This is a genomic window from Parerythrobacter aestuarii (assembly GCF_030140925.1).
Lineage (GTDB): Bacteria > Pseudomonadota > Alphaproteobacteria > Sphingomonadales > Sphingomonadaceae > Parerythrobacter > Parerythrobacter aestuarii.
The window spans coordinates 1,151,590-1,170,000 of record NZ_JARBWD010000001.1 but is presented as its reverse complement, the minus strand read 5'-3'; the positions used below and the strand labels follow the sequence as shown (position 1 = coordinate 1,170,000).

The window sequence follows — 18,411 nt, the reverse complement described above, 5'->3', positions numbered from 1 at the left end:
CTCACCGGTGCAGGCGTTAACCGGGAAAGGTTATTGCCGGGTAAAGTGAGGTATCAGAGTTTCGCGCAGCCGCCGGAGCTCTCCCCGCGCTTATTCGACCGTCACGGACTTCGCCAGATTGCGCGGCTGGTCGACGTCGGTGCCTTTCACCACTGCCACGTGATAGGCCAGCAATTGCACCGGCACGGCGTAGACCAGTGGCGCAATCAAGGGATGAACCTTGGGCATCTGGATTGTGGCAAGGCATTCGTCGCCCGCTTCGGCGAGGCCTTCCTCGTCAGAAATCAGCACGATCTTGCCGCCGCGTGCGCGCACTTCCTGCATGTTGGAAACGGTCTTCTCGAACAGCGGGCCGGACGGCGCGAGCACGATTACCGGCACGGCTTCGTCGATCAGCGCGATCGGGCCATGCTTCATCTCGCCCGAGGCATAGCCTTCGGCATGGATATAGCTGATTTCCTTGAGCTTCAGCGCCCCTTCCATCGCCAGCGGATAGTCTGGACCGCGGCCGAGATAGAGCACGTCGCGCGCCGGGGCGAGTAAGGGTGCCATGGCGGCAATATCGTCATCATGGTCGAGCGCGGCGTTGAGCGCGGCGGGCGCTTCGAGCAGGTGCTTGACCACCTCCTGCTCTTCCTCACGGCTCATGCGGCCTTTCTTGACCGCAAGATGCGCAGCGAGGGCGGCGAGCACTGCCAGCTGGCAGGTGAAGGCCTTGGTCGAGGCCACCCCGATTTCCGGCCCGGCATGGGTCGGCAGCAGCAGGTCGGCCTCGCGCGCCATGGTGCTCGTCGGCACGTTGACAACAGCGGCGATGGTTTGGCCATTGTCCTTGCAGTGCCGCAGCGCCGCCAGCGTGTCAGCGGTTTCGCCGCTCTGCGAGATGAAAATGGCGAGGCCGCCGTCCTCCAGCACCGGTTCGCGATAGCGGAACTCGCTCGCAACATCGATATCGACGGGAACGCGGGCAAAGGTCTCGATCCAGTATTTCGCCACCATCCCGGCATAGAACGACGTACCGCAGGCAACGATGGTGATGCGCCTGATCGCCGACAGGTCGAAATCGACCTGCGGCAACGCCACGCTGGCATCGGCCTGACGAACGTAGCTGTTGAGCGTCTGTGCCACCACGGTCGGCTGCTCGAAGATCTCCTTCTGCATGAAGTGACGGTAGTTGCCCTTCTCGACCGCAGCTGCCGATGCGCCAGAGGTCACGATCTCGCGCTCCACAGGGTTGTTCTCGGAATCGTAGATTTGCGCGCCATCGCGGGTGATGACGACCCAGTCGCCTTCATCGAGATAGGCGATACGCTGGGTCAGCGGCGCCAGCGCCAGCGCATCGGAGCCGAGATACATTTCCCCCTCGCCATAACCGACAACCAGTGGTGATCCGAGCCGCGCACCAATCAGCATATCGGGATGCTGGCGGAAAGCGATGGCCAGCGCGAAGGCACCCCGCAGTTGCGGCAGCACAGCCTTGACTGCCTCTTCGGGAGTCTTGCCGGATTCGAATTCATGGCTGACCAAGTGGGCGACGACTTCGCTGTCGGTTTCACTTTCCAGCGTGCGTCCAGCGGCCAGTAGTTCGTCGCGCAGCGGCTTGAAATTCTCGATTATGCCATTGTGCACCAGCGCCACTTCACCGGTAGCATGCGGGTGGGCGTTGTTGGCGGTTGGCGCACCATGAGTGGCCCAGCGGGTATGGGCGATACCGATTGTACCGGGCGCGGGCGCATCAGCCAATTCGGTAACGAGGTTCTGCAGCTTGCCCTGGGCGCGACGGCGCACGAGCTGCCCGTCATCGATGGTGCAAACCCCGGCGCTGTCGTAGCCACGGTATTCCATACGCCTGAGGCCATCCACCAGCCGGTCTGCCACCGGTTCCTTGCCGACGATGCCGATAATGCCGCACATGTTCTCAGGTCCTTCGCATCTAGAGAGTATAGGGGACACGGATGCCCGGCATCGCTGCCGGGAAATCCTTGGTATTTCGTGTAATAAGGACGCGGCCACGCGTCTGGGCCGTGGCAAGAATGATCGCGTCCATCGCTTTCAAACGACCGCGTTCGCGCCGCAGCGCGGCCGCACGCACACCGATCTCTGCATCGATCTCGTCGATCCCGAAGCCTGAAAGCAGGATTTCGGCGCGGCGCAAGCCATCGCCCTCGCCTTTCGACATCACTTCGATCCAGACCGCACGGCTGATCCAGGCCCGCGAACCGTTGTCTGTCGCACGGTCGATCTCGACCCGAGCCTGGTCAAAGCCCAACAGCGCATCAATGATGATGTTGGTGTCGAATGCGAAACCGCTCACCGGGAAGAAGGCTTCTTGGGCTGGGGATACTTGCCCGCCAGCATGTCCAGGTGGATCTGGCGCTGCCGATCGTCTTCCTCGTCGAACAGGTCGGGGAATTGAGCCTTCACCGCTTCATAATCATCATCCCACGGTCGAGTCCCAGCCGCCCGCTCGCGCTGTTGCCATTCGACTGAATCGCCAATGTCGGTGCGATCTTTCCAGGCCCCGAAACCGATCTTGAGCCAGTCCTTGTTGGCTGCTGGCCCAATCTCGGCCCGATATTCGGAGACAGCTTCACGCAACAACTGGGCGCGCGACTTGCCCTGCTCCGCAGCGAGCTTGTCGAGCCATTCGATGTCGTCATCGGGCAGGTCGGCGAGAATTCGAGTCATGAGTGATATCCTGATATCATATCATGATATCATGTCAATACATCCTTCCTAGCGGAGCGCCGAGGTTCGGACCTGCGCTTTCGCGCCGTCGCGCCAGAGATAGAGCCCAGCCGCGATGATGATACTCGCGCCAATCACTGTCCCACCGTCAGGCGCATCGCCAAACCACCACCAGCCAAGTGCACCCGCGACAAGCAACTGCACGTAGGTCATCGGAGCAACTGTCGCTGCTCCCGACCGGGCAGTACCGTGGAATACCAGCCAATGCGCTGTACTTGCTGTGACCGCCACGATCGCACAGCGGATCAGCACATCCGGCGACGGCCAGCTGAACTGAAGAATTTCCGCCCCTGTCTCGCGCCCAATCAAGGCGGCAAGTGCCAGGATCGGCGCAGCGATGGCAGCCATGTAGACCTGCATGGAAAGCGGGCTGCCCGTGCCCGCTGAAGCACGGTTGGCGATCATCAGCAGAGCCATGAAGAAAGCTGCACATACAGGCAGGAATGCAGTGACCCCCAGTTCCAGCACATTCGGCCGCAACACGATCACAACGCCAATGAAGGCGACAACCGAAGCGACGAACGTGGCCCGGCGCACTTTCTCTCCCAGCATCGGCCCACTAAGCAGGGCAGTGAGGATAGGGGCGAGGAAGACCAGAGCCGTCGCCTCCGCAAGCGGCATCAGGAAGATCGAGCTGAAGAAAGTAAGCGTCGCTCCGGCCAGGCATAGCCCGCGGCCAAGTTGCAGCCACGGGTGGCGAGGGCGGAACGCAGCCCACCCTTCCCGGATCGCCAACAAGACAGACAGGCCCAACGCGCCAATGGTGAAGCGTAGCGCTGCCACTGCAATCGGCGACCACATCCCCGCCATGGTCTTGATGACGGCATCGCCGACAGACAGGCAGGCGAAGCCGGCCAATGCCAGCAGCAAGCCGCTACGTTCGTCCTGTTGCAAATGCCATGCCCCGATCCGATCAACGCACCCTGACGATGCGCCTTTCAGCTCGCGATACAGGCTCTGTCCACCGGGGCAACCGCCAAAAGCGTCACATCATCCAACTCAGTGTCGTTAAGCATCGACAGTTAAGCGCTATTTACCTTCACACGCCTAGAGCACCTGCGGATGAGATCGCCCGAATGTGTCGCCGAGCGGACATCCGAACCGATTCCTTAGGAAAAAAATAAGGTTTCCAAACTATTCACTTTCATCAGGAAGGTACTCTTCGTCTCTCGGCGTTGAAGACCTGCGATGAAGCTAAACCGTGTGAACCTGGGGGACAGGGAATGAGTGCATTCGGACGCAAGAACGGGCCTGGCGGCATGGCTCCGGGTAGCCGCCCCGCGTTCGGCGTCGCACGCCCCATGAAGGGTGGAGGCGCGCCCAAACGAGACGAAGCTCCGCCTCCGGGCGGCGAACAGTTCCCGCCCCTTCCTGGCGAAGACGAGGAAAAATCCTCGGCGCCTTCGTCGACGCCCAACAAAGACGACGCCATGACCCGCCTTACGGATCGCGCCAATGCGGTCCATGAGCAGCAGGAAGTCGGCGGCTTCGAAGCCAGCGTCCACAAGATCAAGGAACAGGTGCTGCCGCGCCTGCTCGAACGCGTCGACCCGGAAGCGGCGGCCACACTGTCCAAGGAAGAGCTGTCGGAGGAATTCCGGCCGATCATCATGGAAGTGCTGGCCGAACTGAAGGTCACGCTCAACCGCCGCGAACAGTTCGCGCTTGAGAAAGTCCTCATCGACGAGCTGCTCGGCTTCGGTCCGCTCGAAGAACTGCTCAACGACCCTGACGTTTCCGACATCATGGTCAACGGCCCCGACCAGACCTACATCGAGAAAAAGGGCAAGCTCGTGATCGCGCCGATCCGGTTCCGCGACGAGCAGCACCTGTTCCAGATCGCTCAGCGCATCGTGAACCAGGTCGGCCGCCGCGTCGACCAGACCACGCCGCTGGCCGACGCCCGTTTGAAAGACGGTTCGCGTGTGAACGTCATTGTGCCGCCGCTGTCCCTGCGCGGCACCGCAATCTCGATTCGTAAGTTCTCCGAGAAGCCCATCACACTCGACATGCTCAAGGACTTCGGTTCGATGAGCGACAAGATGTGTACCGCGCTCAAGATTGCCGGCGCATGCCGCATGAACATCGTCATCTCGGGCGGTACCGGTTCGGGTAAGACCACCATGCTCAACGCCCTGTCGAAGATGATCGACCCGGGCGAGCGCGTGCTGACCATCGAGGACGCCGCCGAGCTTCGCTTGCAGCAGCCTCACTGGCTGCCGCTGGAAACCCGCCCGCCGAACCTGGAAGGCCAGGGCGCGATTACCATCGGCGACCTTGTGAAGAACGCCCTGCGTATGCGCCCGGACCGCATCATCCTGGGCGAAATTCGTGGCGCGGAGTGTTTTGACCTCCTTGCCGCCATGAACACCGGCCACGATGGCTCCATGTGTACGCTCCACGCCAACTCGCCGCGCGAGTGCCTGGGCCGTATGGAAAACATGATCCTGATGGGCGACATCAAGATTCCGAAGGAAGCCATCTCGCGCCAGATCGCCGAATCGGTCGACATCATCGTGCAGGTGAAGCGCCTTCGCGACGGTTCGCGCCGCACCACCGACATCACCGAAGTGATCGGGATGGAAGGCGATGTGATCGTGACGCAGAACCTGTTCAAGTTCGAGTATCTCGACGAGAGCGAGGACGGCAAGATCATCGGCGAATTCCGCGCCAGTGGCCTGCGCCCCTACACGCTGGAGAAAGCCCGCCAGTTCGGGTTCGACCAGGCGTATCTCGAAGCCTGCCTGTAAGGCAGGCGACCCTCGAGTACCGGGCGCGAGCCATCCGGCTCGCTTGGCTGCGGCCTAACCGGCCGGCGCGCAGTCGCGCGCTGTCGTCGCCGTCTCGGCGCCGATCCCAGAACGAGTTAGCTTTCGTGTCGCGGAGCGCAGACGGCGACTAGCCGACCGCAAGAGCGTAGGCTCAAGTAGCCGTCCGGCGGTAGCCCGACGGAGGCGCCCGCCCGCAGGGGCCCTTAGCGGAGCGAAGGAACAGTCCTGAGGATGCACTCACGGAGGTGGGTGCGCAAAGCAAGCAACCCTTATCCTCTCAGCATCCCTGGAACCGCCAGCGCCAGCAACCCCCCGCCGATGATCGCACATAGCAGGAATACACCAGTCCACGGTACCCAGCCGACCTTGTCAATGCGGGCCCGCTTCATGCGGCGACGTTCGGCAACCATCGCCAGCAGCGCGAGCAGCAGGAAACCCACACCGTAGAGCGCGAGCAGTTCCGCATCGGAAGCAAAGGCAAGTTGGCCAAGAAACTCCATGGCGCGCGCATATGGGCATTGCAGGAGGATTGCACAACGGTTCCGCCTGCGCTTGCATCACAGTGACGCCTGCCTATGGCGACACTGTGCAGGAACCCGATCCCCAGACCCAGCGACCCTTGTTTGCCCTGCTCATCAGGCTCTGCGCCGCGCTGTCGCTCTCAATCATGCTGGTATTTGTGAAACTGGCAGGCGAGAGCGGTATTCACGTGGCTGAAACGCTGTTCTGGCGCCAGATGCCGACCGTCCCCATCCTTGTCGTCTGGTTGGCGTGGACCGGATCGCTCGCAACCCTGCGTACCTCGAGACTGCCGATCCATGCCCGGCGCGCAGCCTATGGCCTCGTCGGCATGCTGCTGAACTTCCTCGGCGTGATGCTGCTGCCCTTGGCCGAAGCAACCACTTTCAATTTCACTTCGGCCTTCTGGGCAGTGATCCTTTCGGCGCTCATCCTGCATGAGAAAATCGGCTACTATCGGTGGGCGGCGGTCGCATTGGGCTTTCTTGGCGTGCTGGTCATCGCGCAGCCAGGTGATGGGCACATCCCGCTCGCCGGGGCTGCTGCGGCGCTTGGTGGAGCCTTCATGATCGCGCTGATCTCGATCCAGATCCGCGATCTCACGCGCACGGAAGCACCGCTGACCATCGTATTCTACTTCTCCGCGTTCAGCATCCCGGTGCTGGCGCTCGCCCTGACCTTCGTGATGACAGCCCATACCCCCTACCAATCGGTCATATTGGCAGGCCTCGCCACCTTCGGGCTGATCGGGCAGCTCTGCCTCACCGCTGCCTTGCGCTATGGCGCAGTCGCGAGCGTAATCGTGATGGATTATTCTGCGCTACTCTGGGCGACCTTGTTCGGCTGGGGCGTATTCGACCGGCTCCCGCCCGCAACCACATGGCTGGGCGCTCCGTTGATCGTGGCTGCGGGGCTGGTCGTCGCGTGGCGCGAGCATCGCCTGAAACGCTCATCTGGTGTAAAGGAACAGGCAACCAGTTGAGTGGTTTAATCTCAACTCCGTGTGAGCCAATCGAAGGAAACACCATGGCACGCAAAGCACTGATCGCCCTCGGCATCGTAGCCATCTCGCTGACGACTGCCGCTTGCAACACCGTCAAGGGGCTTGGCCGGGACATCCAGTCGGTCGGCGAAGCGGGCGAAGACGCGATCGATTAGTCCGCCCCTAGCGCCGGATCCTCTGCAAGGGCCCCGGTGAAGTGCGGGGGCCGCGATACTTCTCGCGCACGACGAGCCATACCAGCAAACCCACCGGGCCGACCATCAGCGTGGTGATGAGCACCGGTGCCTGCCACAAGCGCCCTATACCCTTGTGATCGGCATCGCGCGCGATCCACAGGCCGACGAAAAGATCGAACGCAAGATAGTGAGTCCAGCCCACAGTCACACCGGCATCGCTGGCAAAGATCGCCCGCACACCTTCGATCGATCCGAAATCGGCCTCTGCCGCGCCTGACCAGATCGCGTGACCCAACCCCGCTGCATAGACGAGGCACAGAATCCCGACACCAAGGTAGAGCACGACGCTGAGCAGCAGCTCCTTGCGCGGCAACAGCACGAGGATCGCCCAGCCGATCAGCGCCAGCAGGTTTACGAAGGAAAAAATAGAGGCCCACATCGTGCAGTCTCCCTAGCCTGCTTCCGGCTGTGGCAGCATGCTCGCTGCCCGGTGAATCGCGTCATTGTCATGCGAATAGCGCCCACGGGTGCGGCGCATGGCAAGTGCCAGCGCGGCCTGCGCCACAATCTCAGCCTTGATCGAACGAAATTTGCGCATCTGCCCATGCAGCAGCAGGTCAGTGATCGGGCTGGCAATCTTCGCGAGCCCTTCCCCGGTGCGGTTATCGCCAGTGCGGCGACCCTTGAGCAAGCCCGGCCGCAAGATGTCGAGCCGGGTGAGACCGACTTTGCTCAACTGTGTCTCTGCTTCGCCTTTCACGCGGAGATAAAAATTCTTCGAATGCCGGTCGGCCCCGACCGAACTTATCGCCACCATCCGATCGACTCCTGCAACCTTGGCAGCCTTGGCGGAATCGACCACGAGGTCGAGGTCGACAGCCTTGAACGCATCCTGGTCGCCGCCGACCTGCTTTATGGTGGTGCCCAATGCACAGATCAGCGCATCTGGTTTGACCGCTTCCAGCACATCGCCCCATTTCGTCGGCTCGGCCACAAAGACCTCCATCCGCGCGCCGGGCGGCAATGGCACTTCGCGCCGTGCAATCCCGATGATCCGCAAATCCTCCCGGCCTACCGCGAGGCGCAGCACCTCCTGACCGACAAGGCCGGTAGCTCCGACGAGGGCAATGCGAACGGGTTTGGGCATGCGACGTATCTGTTCTGGTTAGGGCTGGCAGGCCTTTAGGGCCCATCGGCGCAATAATCCATGCCTGCGGCGCAGCTTTACGCTGGGCGGTTCACTGCCCGCTGCCGCCCGTGCGACTCCAGATACCGGCGAGGATCGATCCGATCACCACATGATAGACCGACGAAATCGCGCTCGGCACAGGGGCCAGCGCCGCCTGCATCGGATCAAGGAACTGCGCAGCAAAGCTAGGTTGCGATGCAAGGCTCGCACCTAGCCCGCTGTTTTGCATTCCCACTTCGATGCTGATGGTTCGTTGTTCCTCCTCACCGAAACCCAGCAGTCGCGGCCCGAAATAACCCAGCGCAAACCCAGCCGCGTGGAGCAGGAAGATCGCCAGCAGCAGCACGCCGGCATGCGCTTCGATCAGCGCCTTCGAATTGCCCACGATCGCGCCTACGATCAGGACTATGGCGATGATCGAGACCAGCGGTGAAATCGTCGCAATGCGGCGCGTCACACGCGGGAACAGCGTGTTGAGCACCACGCCCGCCACAACGGGGATCAACACGATGGCGACCATGCTGCGAAACAGGCTCCAGCGGTCGATTTCGATAAACACCCCTCCCAGCCAGCCGGTCAGGAGCGGAGTCAACACGATCGCCACCAGAGTCGAGCACAGCGTCATCGATACCGACAGCGCAACATTGGCACGCGCAAGATAGGCGACCACGTTCGACGCAGTGCCTCCGGGACAACAAGCGACAAGGATCAGGCCCACCGCCAGCCCTTCCTCCAGCCCAAAACCGATTGCGAGCGAGACGCCCGCGAGCGGCATGACAGTGAATTGCAGCACCACCCCGGCCAGCACGCACAGCGGCATGGCAGCGACACGGCGGAAGTCATCGAGGCTGAGCGTCAGGCCCATGCCCAGCATGATCACGCCGAGCATGACGGAGATCAGCCCCTGTCCGGCGACCTGTGTGCTCGTGACCCATGCAAAGTGCCCCGGGACCAGCCAGGCCCACGCGACGCCCAGGACTGTCCAGACCGCGAACAGGTTCGTCGCCCACGCCATCCAGCGCGGCTGTGGCGAAGTGTCAGACATTGCTGAGCCCGCTTGGGGCCTTGCCATAGATCTGACGGCATTGCTCCAGCGCGTAGCGATCGGTCATCCCGGCAATGTAATCGACCACATGGCGCGACCGGCCAGGCTCTTCGTTGGGCAGCACATCTGCCCATCCACCACCCATCATCTCCGGCTGCTGGTCGTAGGCGGCATAGAGCCGCGAGATGACATCGCGCGCCTGGTCGCCCGCTTCGACCTGCTGCCGGTGGTAGTAGAGCCGATCGTACATGAACGCTTTGAGCACGCGCTCCTGCTCGAACATCGCCGGAGAGAACCCGCCACTCATGCGCCCGGCATCGCGCACGTCCTGTGCAGTCTCCATCGCTTCAGTCACGCGCTGGGTGTGGCTGATCACGTCATTGACCATCAGCCCGATCTGGCTGCGCACCAGTTCGCGCAGCAGCCGTCGGCGGTCGGCACCCGGATAGGCGCGTTCCACCGCGCGCCACTGATCGGCAACCCAGTCGACCGTCAGCAGGTCGTCCAGCTCAAGGAAACCCGCCCGCAGGCCATCGTCAATATCGTGGTTGTCATAGGCAATATCGTCAGCCACCGCCGCCACCTGCGCTTCGAGCGAAGACCATTGCGCAAGGTCGAGCGGATAATCCCGGTCGAGCTCTGCTAGCGCAGGATGCGGATGCGTGACAGGGCCATTGTGCTTGGCAAGTCCTTCCAGCACCTCCCAGCTGAGGTTCAGCCCATCATGCGTGGGATAGGGGTTCTCCAGCCGCATCAGTGTGCGCAGCGTCTGGGCATTGTGATCGAAGCCCCCGTGGCGCGCATTGGCTTCGTGCAGCGCTTGTTCCCCGGCGTGCCCGAAGGGCGGGTGGCCGATGTCATGCGCCAGGCAAAGCGCTTCGGTCAGGTCTTCGTCCAGCCCGAGCGCGCGAGCAATGACCCGGCCGATTTGCGCCACTTCCAGGCTATGCGTCAGTCGGGTGCGATAGTGGTCGCCATCGGGCGCGACGAACACCTGCGTCTTGGACTTGAGGCGACGAAACGCGATCGAATGGATGATCCGGTCGCGATCACGCTGGAATGCGCTGCGCGGCCCGCGGGTCTCGCTCGCCGAATGGGCAAATTCGCGCCCGCGGCTACGGGCTGGATCGGAGGCAAGCGGGGAACGCGACATCACGCCTGCGGACTTAGGCAAGCGCGCAAATCGCGGCAACGGGAACAATCGGGCAACATTGAGCGGGTGCCCGGATCAGTCGGCGCAAATCCACTCTACCGCTGCCTCGCAGTGAATCCGCGCGGTGTCGAAGATCGGCAGCACATTGGCATCGATGTCGACCACCAGCTCCAGTTCGGTGCAGGCAAGGACGATCGCCTTGGCTCCATGCTGCTCATACCAGGTGATGATCGTTTTCAGCATCCGCTCCGCCTCGCGGCTTTTCTTGCCCAGCTTCAACTCTTCGGCGATGATCCGGTCGAGCTGGTCGATATGGCTGGCTTCGGGCGGCATCAGGTCGATCCCGTGCGAAACCAGCCGCCGACGCAGGAAGCTGTCTGTCATCACCGACTTGGTTCCGAGGATTGCTGCCGGAACAACGGGGGCACCCTTCATCCGTTCGCCGGTGCAATCGCCGATGTGCAGCACGGGGATATCGACCGCTTCAGCGACTTCTCCGTGCACCTTGTGCATGATGTTGGAGGTTATCAGCAGGCCCTGCGCCCCGCCCTGTTCCAGCCGCTTCGCGCATTCGAACAGCTGCAGTGCGGCTCGCTTCCAATCCTCGCTGCTCTGCAGCCCGGAAAAGGCGGAGTGTTCGAGGCTCTCGATCACCAGCGGAGGATTGGCTCTTGGCCCGAGGCGTTTCTGCACCAGCCGGTTGAGTTGTTCGTAATAGGTACGCGTGCTGATCCAAGTCATCCCGCCGATCAGCCCAAGTTTGCGCATGGAATTCACCCCTTCCGGCCCCGGCTATGCGTCCGGTACCGTGAAGATGGCAAGCAAACGAGAGGCGTTATTCAGCGGTTTCAGCTGCAGGTGCGGGGACAAGCACTGTGTCGAGCCAATTGCGCAGGTCGGAAACCGATCTTTCGGGTGCTTCTTCCATGGGAATATGGCCGATCCCGCGATAGCTGGCGAGCGTCGCGTTGGGCAGATGCCGCACATACCAATTGGCTGCTTCGAAGGGAATCAACGCGTCGTCCTCGCCCCACATGACCAGCGTCGGCACTCGCACCTGCGCCACCTGTTCGGCATCGAAAATGCGATAGGGCTGGATGAAGCGCGCCCGCGTTGCCGCACGGTTGCCTGGGTAGCGCGCCATTTCCCAATAACGGTCGATCATCGCGTCGGTGATGATGTCCTGGTTGGAGACGCTTTGCGACAGGCTCCGCTCGACCAGCGAGCGTGGCAGCATCTGGCTCATCACCGGTCCCACAACCGGCATGCGGGCGATGGTGAAGGCAAGGTTTCCACCCCCTTCGCGCCGGATCGGGGAACCGCCGGCATCAACCAGCACCAGCCCCGAAAGCTGCTCCGGATGGCGCAAGGCATAGGCCATGGCGATGCTTCCGCCCATGGAATTGCCAGCCAGCACAAACCGATCGAGGTCGAGCTTGTCCGCCACCAGGTGGACTGTCTCGACAAAGCGATCGCCGGCATAGTCGTCATCGATTGCCGGCCCGGTCAGCCCGTGACCGATCTGGTCAAACCGGATGACTCGATAGTCCTGCCGCAGCGCTTCGGTCCAGGGCTGCCAAGTGGCGAGATCGGCATTCGAACCATGCAACAGGACGATCACCGGCGCATCGCTGTTTCCGTTCCCGGGTCCTTCGTCGCGCAAATGCACCTCTTGCCCATTGGCAAGCGTGATGAACTGGGAGGGTTCACCAGCGTATTTCGCGCGCATCTCGGCTTTGTCGGTGTCAGGTGTGCGCAGGATGACGAAGGCGATGACCAGCAGCGCGACAATGACGGCGAGGACTTTTCCGAGACGTTTCATGATCCCTCCAATTGCGCGATCCAGCGTTCGACCGCTGCGACACCTTCAGCATCGACGGTGGCCTTGCCCAGTTCGGGCATGGCAACTCCTGCTTCCTTGCTCCCCATGCGATGAACGATGATGGAACGTTCGGGATGGCCCGGATCGATATCGAATTCCAGCCCGCCCGAGCCCCGCCCAGCCGCCACGGGGCGCTTGAGTACACCGAGGCGCGAAGGATTGTCCTGCTCCCACCTCAGGTCGAGCCCGCTGTTGGAAGCCATCCCCCCGGGGCGGTGGCAATGCGCACAATTGACGTCGAGATAGCCGCGAGCAAGTGCAGCAACATCGGCTGAGGCGCGCTCTTCCCAGACCGGGATGGTGTCGGCCCCGCTCACCACCAGCTCCATCCCGCCCAGCCATTGAGCACTCATATTGCGGGGTTTGGGGCCGATGGGGATCACCGCCCCGGCAACGCTGTGACATTCCTTGCACTGATTCTTGTTGGGAATGCGGTAACTGATCTGTTCGCCGGCCGGAGTGGTCACCTCCAGCCGCGCCCCGGCAATGGCCAGGCGCGCCTCGGTCTGTTCGGCGTTCCACCTGTAAGGCAGCGCGATCCAGCCATCAGCCCGGTGCAAGAGGACACGAGTCTCGATCAGCTGCCGGTCCTTGCCTTCGCCAAAGGCAAAGGTCTTGATCAGCGCACTGCCAACGGGGAATTGCAGCAACCCACCATGGTCATTCCCGGCATCTATTCCGATCACCTTGCCATAGGGGACATAGACGAAGCGCAGCTTGGTCGCGCCGTCCGAATAGAGCGGCGTGTTGAGGCGATAAGGCACCACTCCCGGTGCAGGGATCTGCCCTGCACCGTCGATGAAGAAGCCGAACTCCGACAACGAGCGCGGCATGCCATCGTCGATGATCGCCGCTTCGGAAACCGAAGGCGGCGCAATTTCCGCCTGAGCTGCCATCGAGCCCGCCAACGCGAGCGCTGCCGCGCCCAGCAAGGCAAGCCCGTTCCTCATCCGGCAATCCGCGCGGCAAGCTCTTCGGGTGCACCAATGTCGCCGAAATCCCAGGGCTGCCCGTAGGCGGGCAGGTCGACCGGGGCGGGCTTCGCATCGGCAATCGATTGGCCCTGTGTCGTCAGGTTCATCGACCATGCTCCGATTTCAGGCGTAGCCAGCAGCGCGGGCGTATCCTCATCCACGCTGATCCCGTCCCAAAGGATAGGCGGGAGCGCCCCACCAAAGGCCTGGGCCAACAGCGCCCCGCCTTCGAAATCGGGATCGGTTCCGCCAGCATCGACATTGTTCTCCGCAATCACGATTTCGCGCGGATAGGGATTGTAGCGCTCGTCATCGAAGGCTTGGGTATAGGTGACAACCATGAAGGGTGCGGTCGGATTGTTGCGCAGGATATTATCGTTCACCCACACCTTGTCATTGGCCATCACCATGATCCCGGTCCCGCGCCGCACACCGGCGACCGGGTTCCCCGGAGGAGCAAAGTTGGGCGTTGTGTTACCGACCACGAGGTTGTTCTTCACGATCACATTGCCGCCGCCCATCACCGGCAGGCCCGGCAGGTCGAACACCAGGATCCCGCCCGTGTTGCGGGTGACGAAATTGTTGGTGACGATCGCATCGCGGCTGTTCTCGATCTCGATCCCGGCGACATTGTCGGTCGCGATGGAATTCTGGACCGTAATCTTGAACGACTGGCCGACATATATGCCGGCGTCCGACGCGCCCGAGACCTCGCAGCCATCGACGAGGATCCCGGTGCTTTCGACCGGGTAGATGCCATAGGCCCCGTTTTCGCGGCGCGGACCGGCAGTCCAGGTGACGCGAATCTTGTGATAGACGATGGCGTCCGCGCCCTTGGACTTGATCCCATCGCCCTTGGGGTTCTCGACGGCGAAGTCACGCAGCGTGACGAAATCGGAGGTCACGAGGAAGCCTTCGCCCGCATCCTGCTGACCGGTGAAATCGAGCACGGTCGCTTCCATCCCCGCGCCGCGCACGGTCACACTGTTCACATCGAGGCTGATCCCGTCGGTCAGTTCGAACCGACCGGCCCCCAGCACGATCTCGTCACCGGGTTCCGCCAGGATCAGCGCTTCCTGCAAACGCTCCTGCGCACCCTCACCCGGGTCGACGGTGATCGTTTCAGCCCATGCCGGGGCCGCCAATGCCAGCGCGGCGGCACCAATCAGAAATCGTGTCATGAAACCTCTCCCTCTTGCGCGGCATAGTGCCGCACGGGAGCGGGATTGCAAGGGGGCTAAGCGCCGCCTTCCGCGGCCTTGAGCCCTTCCAGTGACAACCGACGCCCCGGGGCGAAATCGAGCGCCTTGCGGAAAGCTGCTGCTGCTTCCCGTTTCCTGCCCATCGCCAGCAATTGCTCGCCCAGAAGTTCGTAGCTCGGCTTGGCGATGCGCGGTGGGCCGAACTCAACCGGCAGCGCTGCTTCGGCTTCCGCAGCTGCTTCCAGCAGCGCCAGCCCCTCATCCGCCTTGCCATAAGACAACGCCAGGATTGCCTCGCTCTGAGCGATCGCCCGCTCCAGCCAGTTCACGCTCGTGCGATCGTCGGGCGCAACTTGCGGGAGCACCTGCTTGTATTGCTCCGCGAGCGATTTCAGCTCAGCCAGCGCACCCTCGATGAGTTCCTCGCGCCCGAAACTGGCAAGGATGCGGGCGTGCGCCATTTGCAGTCGTGCGAGGAGGAAGCCCTCGCCTGTTCCTTCCACCGGCGCGGGCCATAAACCGGTATCGACACCTTGCCACGCAGCGATCACAGCATAACTCGATGATGCGCCCCACCCCAGGCGGTTGTCGGCTCCTGCCGCAATCTGTGCTTCGGCCTGTGCCCGACAGCCATCGACAATCGCGCTCGCATCCTTCCCTTGCTGGAGCAGCGAATAGACCAGCCATTCGTTGTAGTGCCCGCAGAAAGTCGCGTCGCGACCCGCCTCCGCGCGCTGGCGATCGACCACGGCGTCAGCGAGGACATTCGCTCGCTCGGATGCTTTCCAGTCGCCCAGCGCATGGAAGATGTGGCTGACCATGTGCTGGGCATGGCCGGCATCGGGCGCGACCACGGCATAGCGCGCGGCGGCCCGTTCGCCGAGCGGCGCATGCACCGGATCGTCATAGGAATGGATCAGGTAGTGCAGGATGCCCGGATGCATCTCATGCGTCATGAAACCCGGCTCCAATAGACCCGCCGCTTGCATGTAGATCGCGATATTGCGCCCGCCATGCGCGGTGCCGAGCATCGCCAGCCCGGTGAAGGCACGGGCATCGATGTCGCTCAGGTCGCTATCGTGCAGCGCACGCATCTTGGCCAGGTAGAGGAAATCGCGCTCCTCCTTGGAGGCGCCGGAGCCATCGGTGCCATAGAGTGTCTCGACCGCGTCGAGCCACATGGCTTCGCGCTGGTTGCGGGTCTTGGCGAAGCGTCCCTCCCGCACCGGGTCGAGCCGGGCGAGGACCGCCAGCGCGGCCTCGCGATCCTGCTCTTCCCACAGCGGGTGGTTGTAGGTCATAGCCTCACCCCAATAGGCCATGACGTAATCAGGATCGGCTTCCTGCGCTCCCCTGAAGGCTTCGGCTGCGCGCCGGTATTCGAAGTTGTGCAGCAGCGCGAGGCCGACGAGGAACTGCTCGCGCGCTTCGCCCTGGACGCTGGTGTCGAACACCATGTATTCGACGCCTACGCTGTTGCCCAACGCAGGCTCATCCCCGCCGTGGCCCGGATGAGCAAGCGCCGGTGATGCCAGCATCAATGCGGCCGATGCGATCAGAAATTTCTTCATATGCCGTCCCCCAATCCGCGCATTGTGCGCCGAGCAGGAGGGATTGCCAAGAGGGTCAGTCGCGCCGCGACTCATTGGCGAGACCCGTCGCGCATAGAGCGGCGGACGTAGAGGTTACCGCAAGCACTTCGGCATCGCCGACCGCACGAACACGTTCGACATACTGGCGCATGGTGCGCGGCTTGATCGGCTCCCCGGGTTTGCCGCGCAGGGCTTCAAGCTTGCGCAATTGCGAGATGCTGAGTCGGTCGACCATGCGCTCGGCCATGCAGGCGGCATTCCGTTCGCTCAGGCCCGCCTTGAGCAAGGCGCTTTCGACGCGGTTCTCGGCGATCTTCTCGACACAACCGGTCAGGAGCAGCGCAGCACAGGCTGCAACCACTACAGCACGCACTAGTCCAGCGCCTTCACGATTTCCTCGACCATCTTCTTGGCGTCGGCGAGGAGCATCATGGTCTGGTCCATATAGAACACGTCGTTGTCGACACCGGCATAGCCGACACCGCCCATGCTGCGCTTGATGAAGAACACCTGCTTGGCCTTGTCGACATCGAACACGGGCATGCCGTAGATCGGTGAGCTCTTGTCGGTCTTGGCCGCCGGATTGACCACATCGTTGGCACCGATGATGAAGGCAACATCGGCCTGCGCGAATTCGCTGTTGATGTCCTCCAGCTCGAACACGTTCTCATACGGCACGGAAGCCTCAGCCAGCAGCACGTTCATATGTCCCGGCATGCGCCCGGCGACCGGGTGGATGGCGTATTTGACCTCGACGCCCTTCTCTTCGAGCAAATCGGCCATTTCGCGCAAGGCGTGCTGCGCCTGCGCCACCGCCATGCCGTAACCGGGGATGATGATGACCTTCTCGGCCTGTTCGAGCATGAAGGCGGCATCGGCGGCGCTGCCCTGCTTGTAAGGCCGCTGTTCTTTCGCCTCGCCCCCGCCCGAGCCGCCATCGGCCCCGAAGCCACCGGCGATCACGCTGATGAAGCTGCGGTTCATGGCCCGGCACATGATGTAGCTGAGGATTGCGCCCGAAGAGCCCACCAGAGCCCCGGTGATGATCATAGCGGTGTTGCCGAGCGTGAAGCCCATCGCCGCTGCCGCCCAGCCGGAGTAGCTGTTGAGCATCGAGACCACCACCGGCATGTCCGCCCCGCCGATGGGGATGATCAGCAGGAAACCGATGGCGAAGCTGAGCACGGTCAGCGCGACGATCAGCGGCATGGTCTCGGCCGGAGCAGCCATGGCGAACAGCGCCGTCAGGACGATGATTGCGGCCAGCGTGCCGAGGTTGATCACATGCCGTGCGGGCAGGATGATCGGCGATCCGCTCATCTTGCCCGAGAGCTTGGCAAAGGCGATCACGGAGCCGGAGAACGTAATTGCACCGATGGCGATACCCAGGCCCATCTCGATCTTGCTGACCGCGCCAATACCGCCGCCATCGACCAGCAGCCCGAAAGCGCCGGGATTGAGATAGGCAGCCCAGCCCACCAGCACAGCGGCAAGACCGACCAGCGAGTGAAAGGCCGCAACCAGTTCAGGCATGGCCGTCATGGCGATACGGCGGGCGACAATTAGCCCGAATGCGCCACCTACGAAGATCGCGATGCCGATCTCAACGATGTTGGCGATGTCGTGCGTCATGAGAGTGGTCACGACCGCGATCAGCATGCCGATCATGCCAAAGCGATTGCCCGCGCGCGATGTTGCCGGGCTGGAAAGCCCGCGCAGCGCCAAGATGAAGAACACGCCCGCAACGAGGTAGGCGAGTGCAACCCAAGGGTTTACGCCACCATGTGCAGCGGCAGTTTCGCCACAGTCAGCAAAGCATTCAAGCGGTGCGGCAGACGCAGGCGCGGCTAGAAGCGAGAAGTCCATCTTACTTCTCCTTCTTCTTGTACATCGCCAGCATGCGCTCCGTGACGGCAAAGCCGCCAAAGATGTTGACGCTCGCCAGCACCACGCCGGCCAGGCCGAGCCATTTGGCCAACGCACTCCCGGCCTCAGCCGAAGCAATCAGCGCGCCGACAATAATCACCGAGGAAATGGCATTGGTCACCGCCATCAATGGCGTGTGCAGCGCCGGGGTAACCGACCACACCACGTAATAGCCGACGAAGCACGCCAGCACGAAGATCGACAGGATTGATATGAAGTCCATTCGCGGTT

General features: G+C 62.5%; 20 protein-coding genes. 3 read left to right on the top strand and 17 right to left on the bottom strand.

Annotated features, from left to right (window positions below):
* Nucleotides 1-90: 90 nt before the first annotated feature.
* Genes glmS through QPW08_RS05710 form a run of 4 tightly spaced genes read right to left on the bottom strand, consistent with a single transcriptional unit; the run spans nucleotide 91 to nucleotide 3,642 of the window.
* Nucleotides 91-1,914, bottom strand: a complete 1,824-nt coding sequence (gene glmS / locus QPW08_RS05725; RefSeq protein ID WP_284124773.1) for a glutamine--fructose-6-phosphate transaminase (isomerizing) — start codon at nucleotides 1,912-1,914, stop codon at nucleotides 91-93.
* 19 nt (nucleotides 1,915-1,933) lie between these two features.
* Nucleotides 1,934-2,314, bottom strand: a complete 381-nt coding sequence (locus QPW08_RS05720; protein ID WP_284124772.1) for a type II toxin-antitoxin system VapC family toxin — start codon at nucleotides 2,312-2,314, stop codon at nucleotides 1,934-1,936.
* Nucleotides 2,311-2,688, bottom strand: coding sequence for a ribbon-helix-helix domain-containing protein (locus tag QPW08_RS05715; protein WP_284124771.1), 378 nt, complete (start codon nucleotides 2,686-2,688; stop codon nucleotides 2,311-2,313). The genes QPW08_RS05720 and QPW08_RS05715 overlap by 4 nt, the downstream gene beginning before the upstream one ends.
* Nucleotides 2,689-2,736: 48 nt before the next feature.
* Entirely contained in the window at nucleotides 2,737-3,642 is a 906-nt protein-coding gene (locus QPW08_RS05710; protein WP_284124770.1) for a DMT family transporter, read from the bottom strand.
* A gap of 329 nt (nucleotides 3,643-3,971) precedes the next feature.
* Here QPW08_RS05710 and QPW08_RS05705 point away from each other — a divergent pair, with 329 nt between their 5' ends.
* Entirely contained in the window at nucleotides 3,972-5,498 is a 1,527-nt protein-coding gene (locus QPW08_RS05705) for a CpaF family protein (RefSeq protein ID WP_284124769.1), read from the top strand.
* Between the two features lie 290 nt (nucleotides 5,499-5,788).
* Here the strand turns inward: QPW08_RS05705 and QPW08_RS05700 are convergent, their stop codons facing one another.
* Complete coding sequence (locus tag QPW08_RS05700; RefSeq protein ID WP_284124768.1) at nucleotides 5,789-6,019, bottom strand: hypothetical protein; 231 nt, start codon at nucleotides 6,017-6,019, stop codon at nucleotides 5,789-5,791.
* Between the two features lie 11 nt (nucleotides 6,020-6,030).
* On the opposite strand from QPW08_RS05700, the gene QPW08_RS05695 reads away from it, so the two are divergent.
* Nucleotides 6,031-7,020, top strand: coding sequence for a DMT family transporter (locus QPW08_RS05695; RefSeq protein WP_284124767.1), 990 nt, complete (start codon nucleotides 6,031-6,033; stop codon nucleotides 7,018-7,020).
* A gap of 44 nt (nucleotides 7,021-7,064) precedes the next feature.
* Nucleotides 7,065-7,196, top strand: coding sequence for an entericidin A/B family lipoprotein (locus QPW08_RS05690; protein ID WP_284124766.1), 132 nt, complete (start codon nucleotides 7,065-7,067; stop codon nucleotides 7,194-7,196).
* Nucleotides 7,197-7,203: 7 nt separating this feature from the next.
* Here the strand turns inward: QPW08_RS05690 and QPW08_RS05685 are convergent, their stop codons facing one another.
* From QPW08_RS05685 to QPW08_RS05630, 12 genes are all read right to left on the bottom strand, one after another.
* Entirely contained in the window at nucleotides 7,204-7,656 is a 453-nt protein-coding gene (locus tag QPW08_RS05685; protein ID WP_284124765.1) for an ABA4-like family protein, read from the bottom strand.
* A 12-nt stretch (nucleotides 7,657-7,668) separates the two neighbouring features.
* Nucleotides 7,669-8,364 carry an NAD(P)H-binding protein gene (locus tag QPW08_RS05680; protein ID WP_284124764.1) on the bottom strand — a complete coding sequence of 232 codons (696 nt, stop codon included), beginning with the start codon at nucleotides 8,362-8,364 and terminating at the stop codon, nucleotides 7,669-7,671.
* 91 nt (nucleotides 8,365-8,455) lie between these two features.
* Nucleotides 8,456-9,451: a bile acid:sodium symporter family protein gene (locus QPW08_RS05675; RefSeq protein WP_284124763.1), complete on the bottom strand. Its 996-nt coding sequence runs from the start codon at nucleotides 9,449-9,451 to the stop codon at nucleotides 8,456-8,458.
* Nucleotides 9,444-10,604 (bottom strand): deoxyguanosinetriphosphate triphosphohydrolase, encoded by a 1,161-nt coding sequence (locus QPW08_RS05670; protein ID WP_284124762.1) that lies wholly within the window; start codon nucleotides 10,602-10,604, stop codon nucleotides 9,444-9,446. Before QPW08_RS05670 ends, QPW08_RS05675 begins: the two co-directional genes overlap by 8 nt.
* Before the next feature lie 75 nt (nucleotides 10,605-10,679).
* Nucleotides 10,680-11,372, bottom strand: coding sequence for an aspartate/glutamate racemase family protein (locus QPW08_RS05665; RefSeq protein WP_284124761.1), 693 nt, complete (start codon nucleotides 11,370-11,372; stop codon nucleotides 10,680-10,682).
* A gap of 67 nt (nucleotides 11,373-11,439) precedes the next feature.
* Complete coding sequence (locus QPW08_RS05660) at nucleotides 11,440-12,426, bottom strand: alpha/beta fold hydrolase (RefSeq protein WP_284124760.1); 987 nt, start codon at nucleotides 12,424-12,426, stop codon at nucleotides 11,440-11,442.
* Nucleotides 12,423-13,436: an SO2930 family diheme c-type cytochrome gene (locus tag QPW08_RS05655; RefSeq protein ID WP_284124759.1), complete on the bottom strand. Its 1,014-nt coding sequence runs from the start codon at nucleotides 13,434-13,436 to the stop codon at nucleotides 12,423-12,425. The genes QPW08_RS05660 and QPW08_RS05655 overlap by 4 nt, the downstream gene beginning before the upstream one ends.
* On the bottom strand, nucleotides 13,433-14,641 hold the full coding sequence (locus tag QPW08_RS05650) for a parallel beta-helix domain-containing protein (RefSeq protein WP_284124758.1): 1,209 nt from the start codon (nucleotides 14,639-14,641) through the stop codon (nucleotides 13,433-13,435). Before QPW08_RS05650 ends, QPW08_RS05655 begins: the two co-directional genes overlap by 4 nt.
* Nucleotides 14,642-14,697: 56 nt before the next feature.
* Entirely contained in the window at nucleotides 14,698-16,233 is a 1,536-nt protein-coding gene (locus QPW08_RS05645; protein WP_284124757.1) for a hypothetical protein, read from the bottom strand.
* 55 nt (nucleotides 16,234-16,288) lie between these two features.
* Nucleotides 16,289-16,627 (bottom strand): hypothetical protein, encoded by a 339-nt coding sequence (locus QPW08_RS05640; RefSeq protein WP_284124756.1) that lies wholly within the window; start codon nucleotides 16,625-16,627, stop codon nucleotides 16,289-16,291.
* The gene (locus QPW08_RS05635) at nucleotides 16,627-18,120 is read right to left on the bottom strand and encodes an NAD(P)(+) transhydrogenase (Re/Si-specific) subunit beta (RefSeq protein WP_284124755.1); all 1,494 of its coding nucleotides are present in this window, start codon (nucleotides 18,118-18,120) and stop codon (nucleotides 16,627-16,629) included. Before QPW08_RS05635 ends, QPW08_RS05640 begins: the two co-directional genes overlap by 1 nt.
* 1 nt (nucleotide 18,121) lies before the next feature.
* Nucleotides 18,122-18,403, bottom strand: a complete 282-nt coding sequence (locus tag QPW08_RS05630) for an NAD(P) transhydrogenase subunit alpha (RefSeq protein WP_284124754.1) — start codon at nucleotides 18,401-18,403, stop codon at nucleotides 18,122-18,124.
* Between the last annotated feature and the right edge of the window lie 8 nt (nucleotides 18,404-18,411).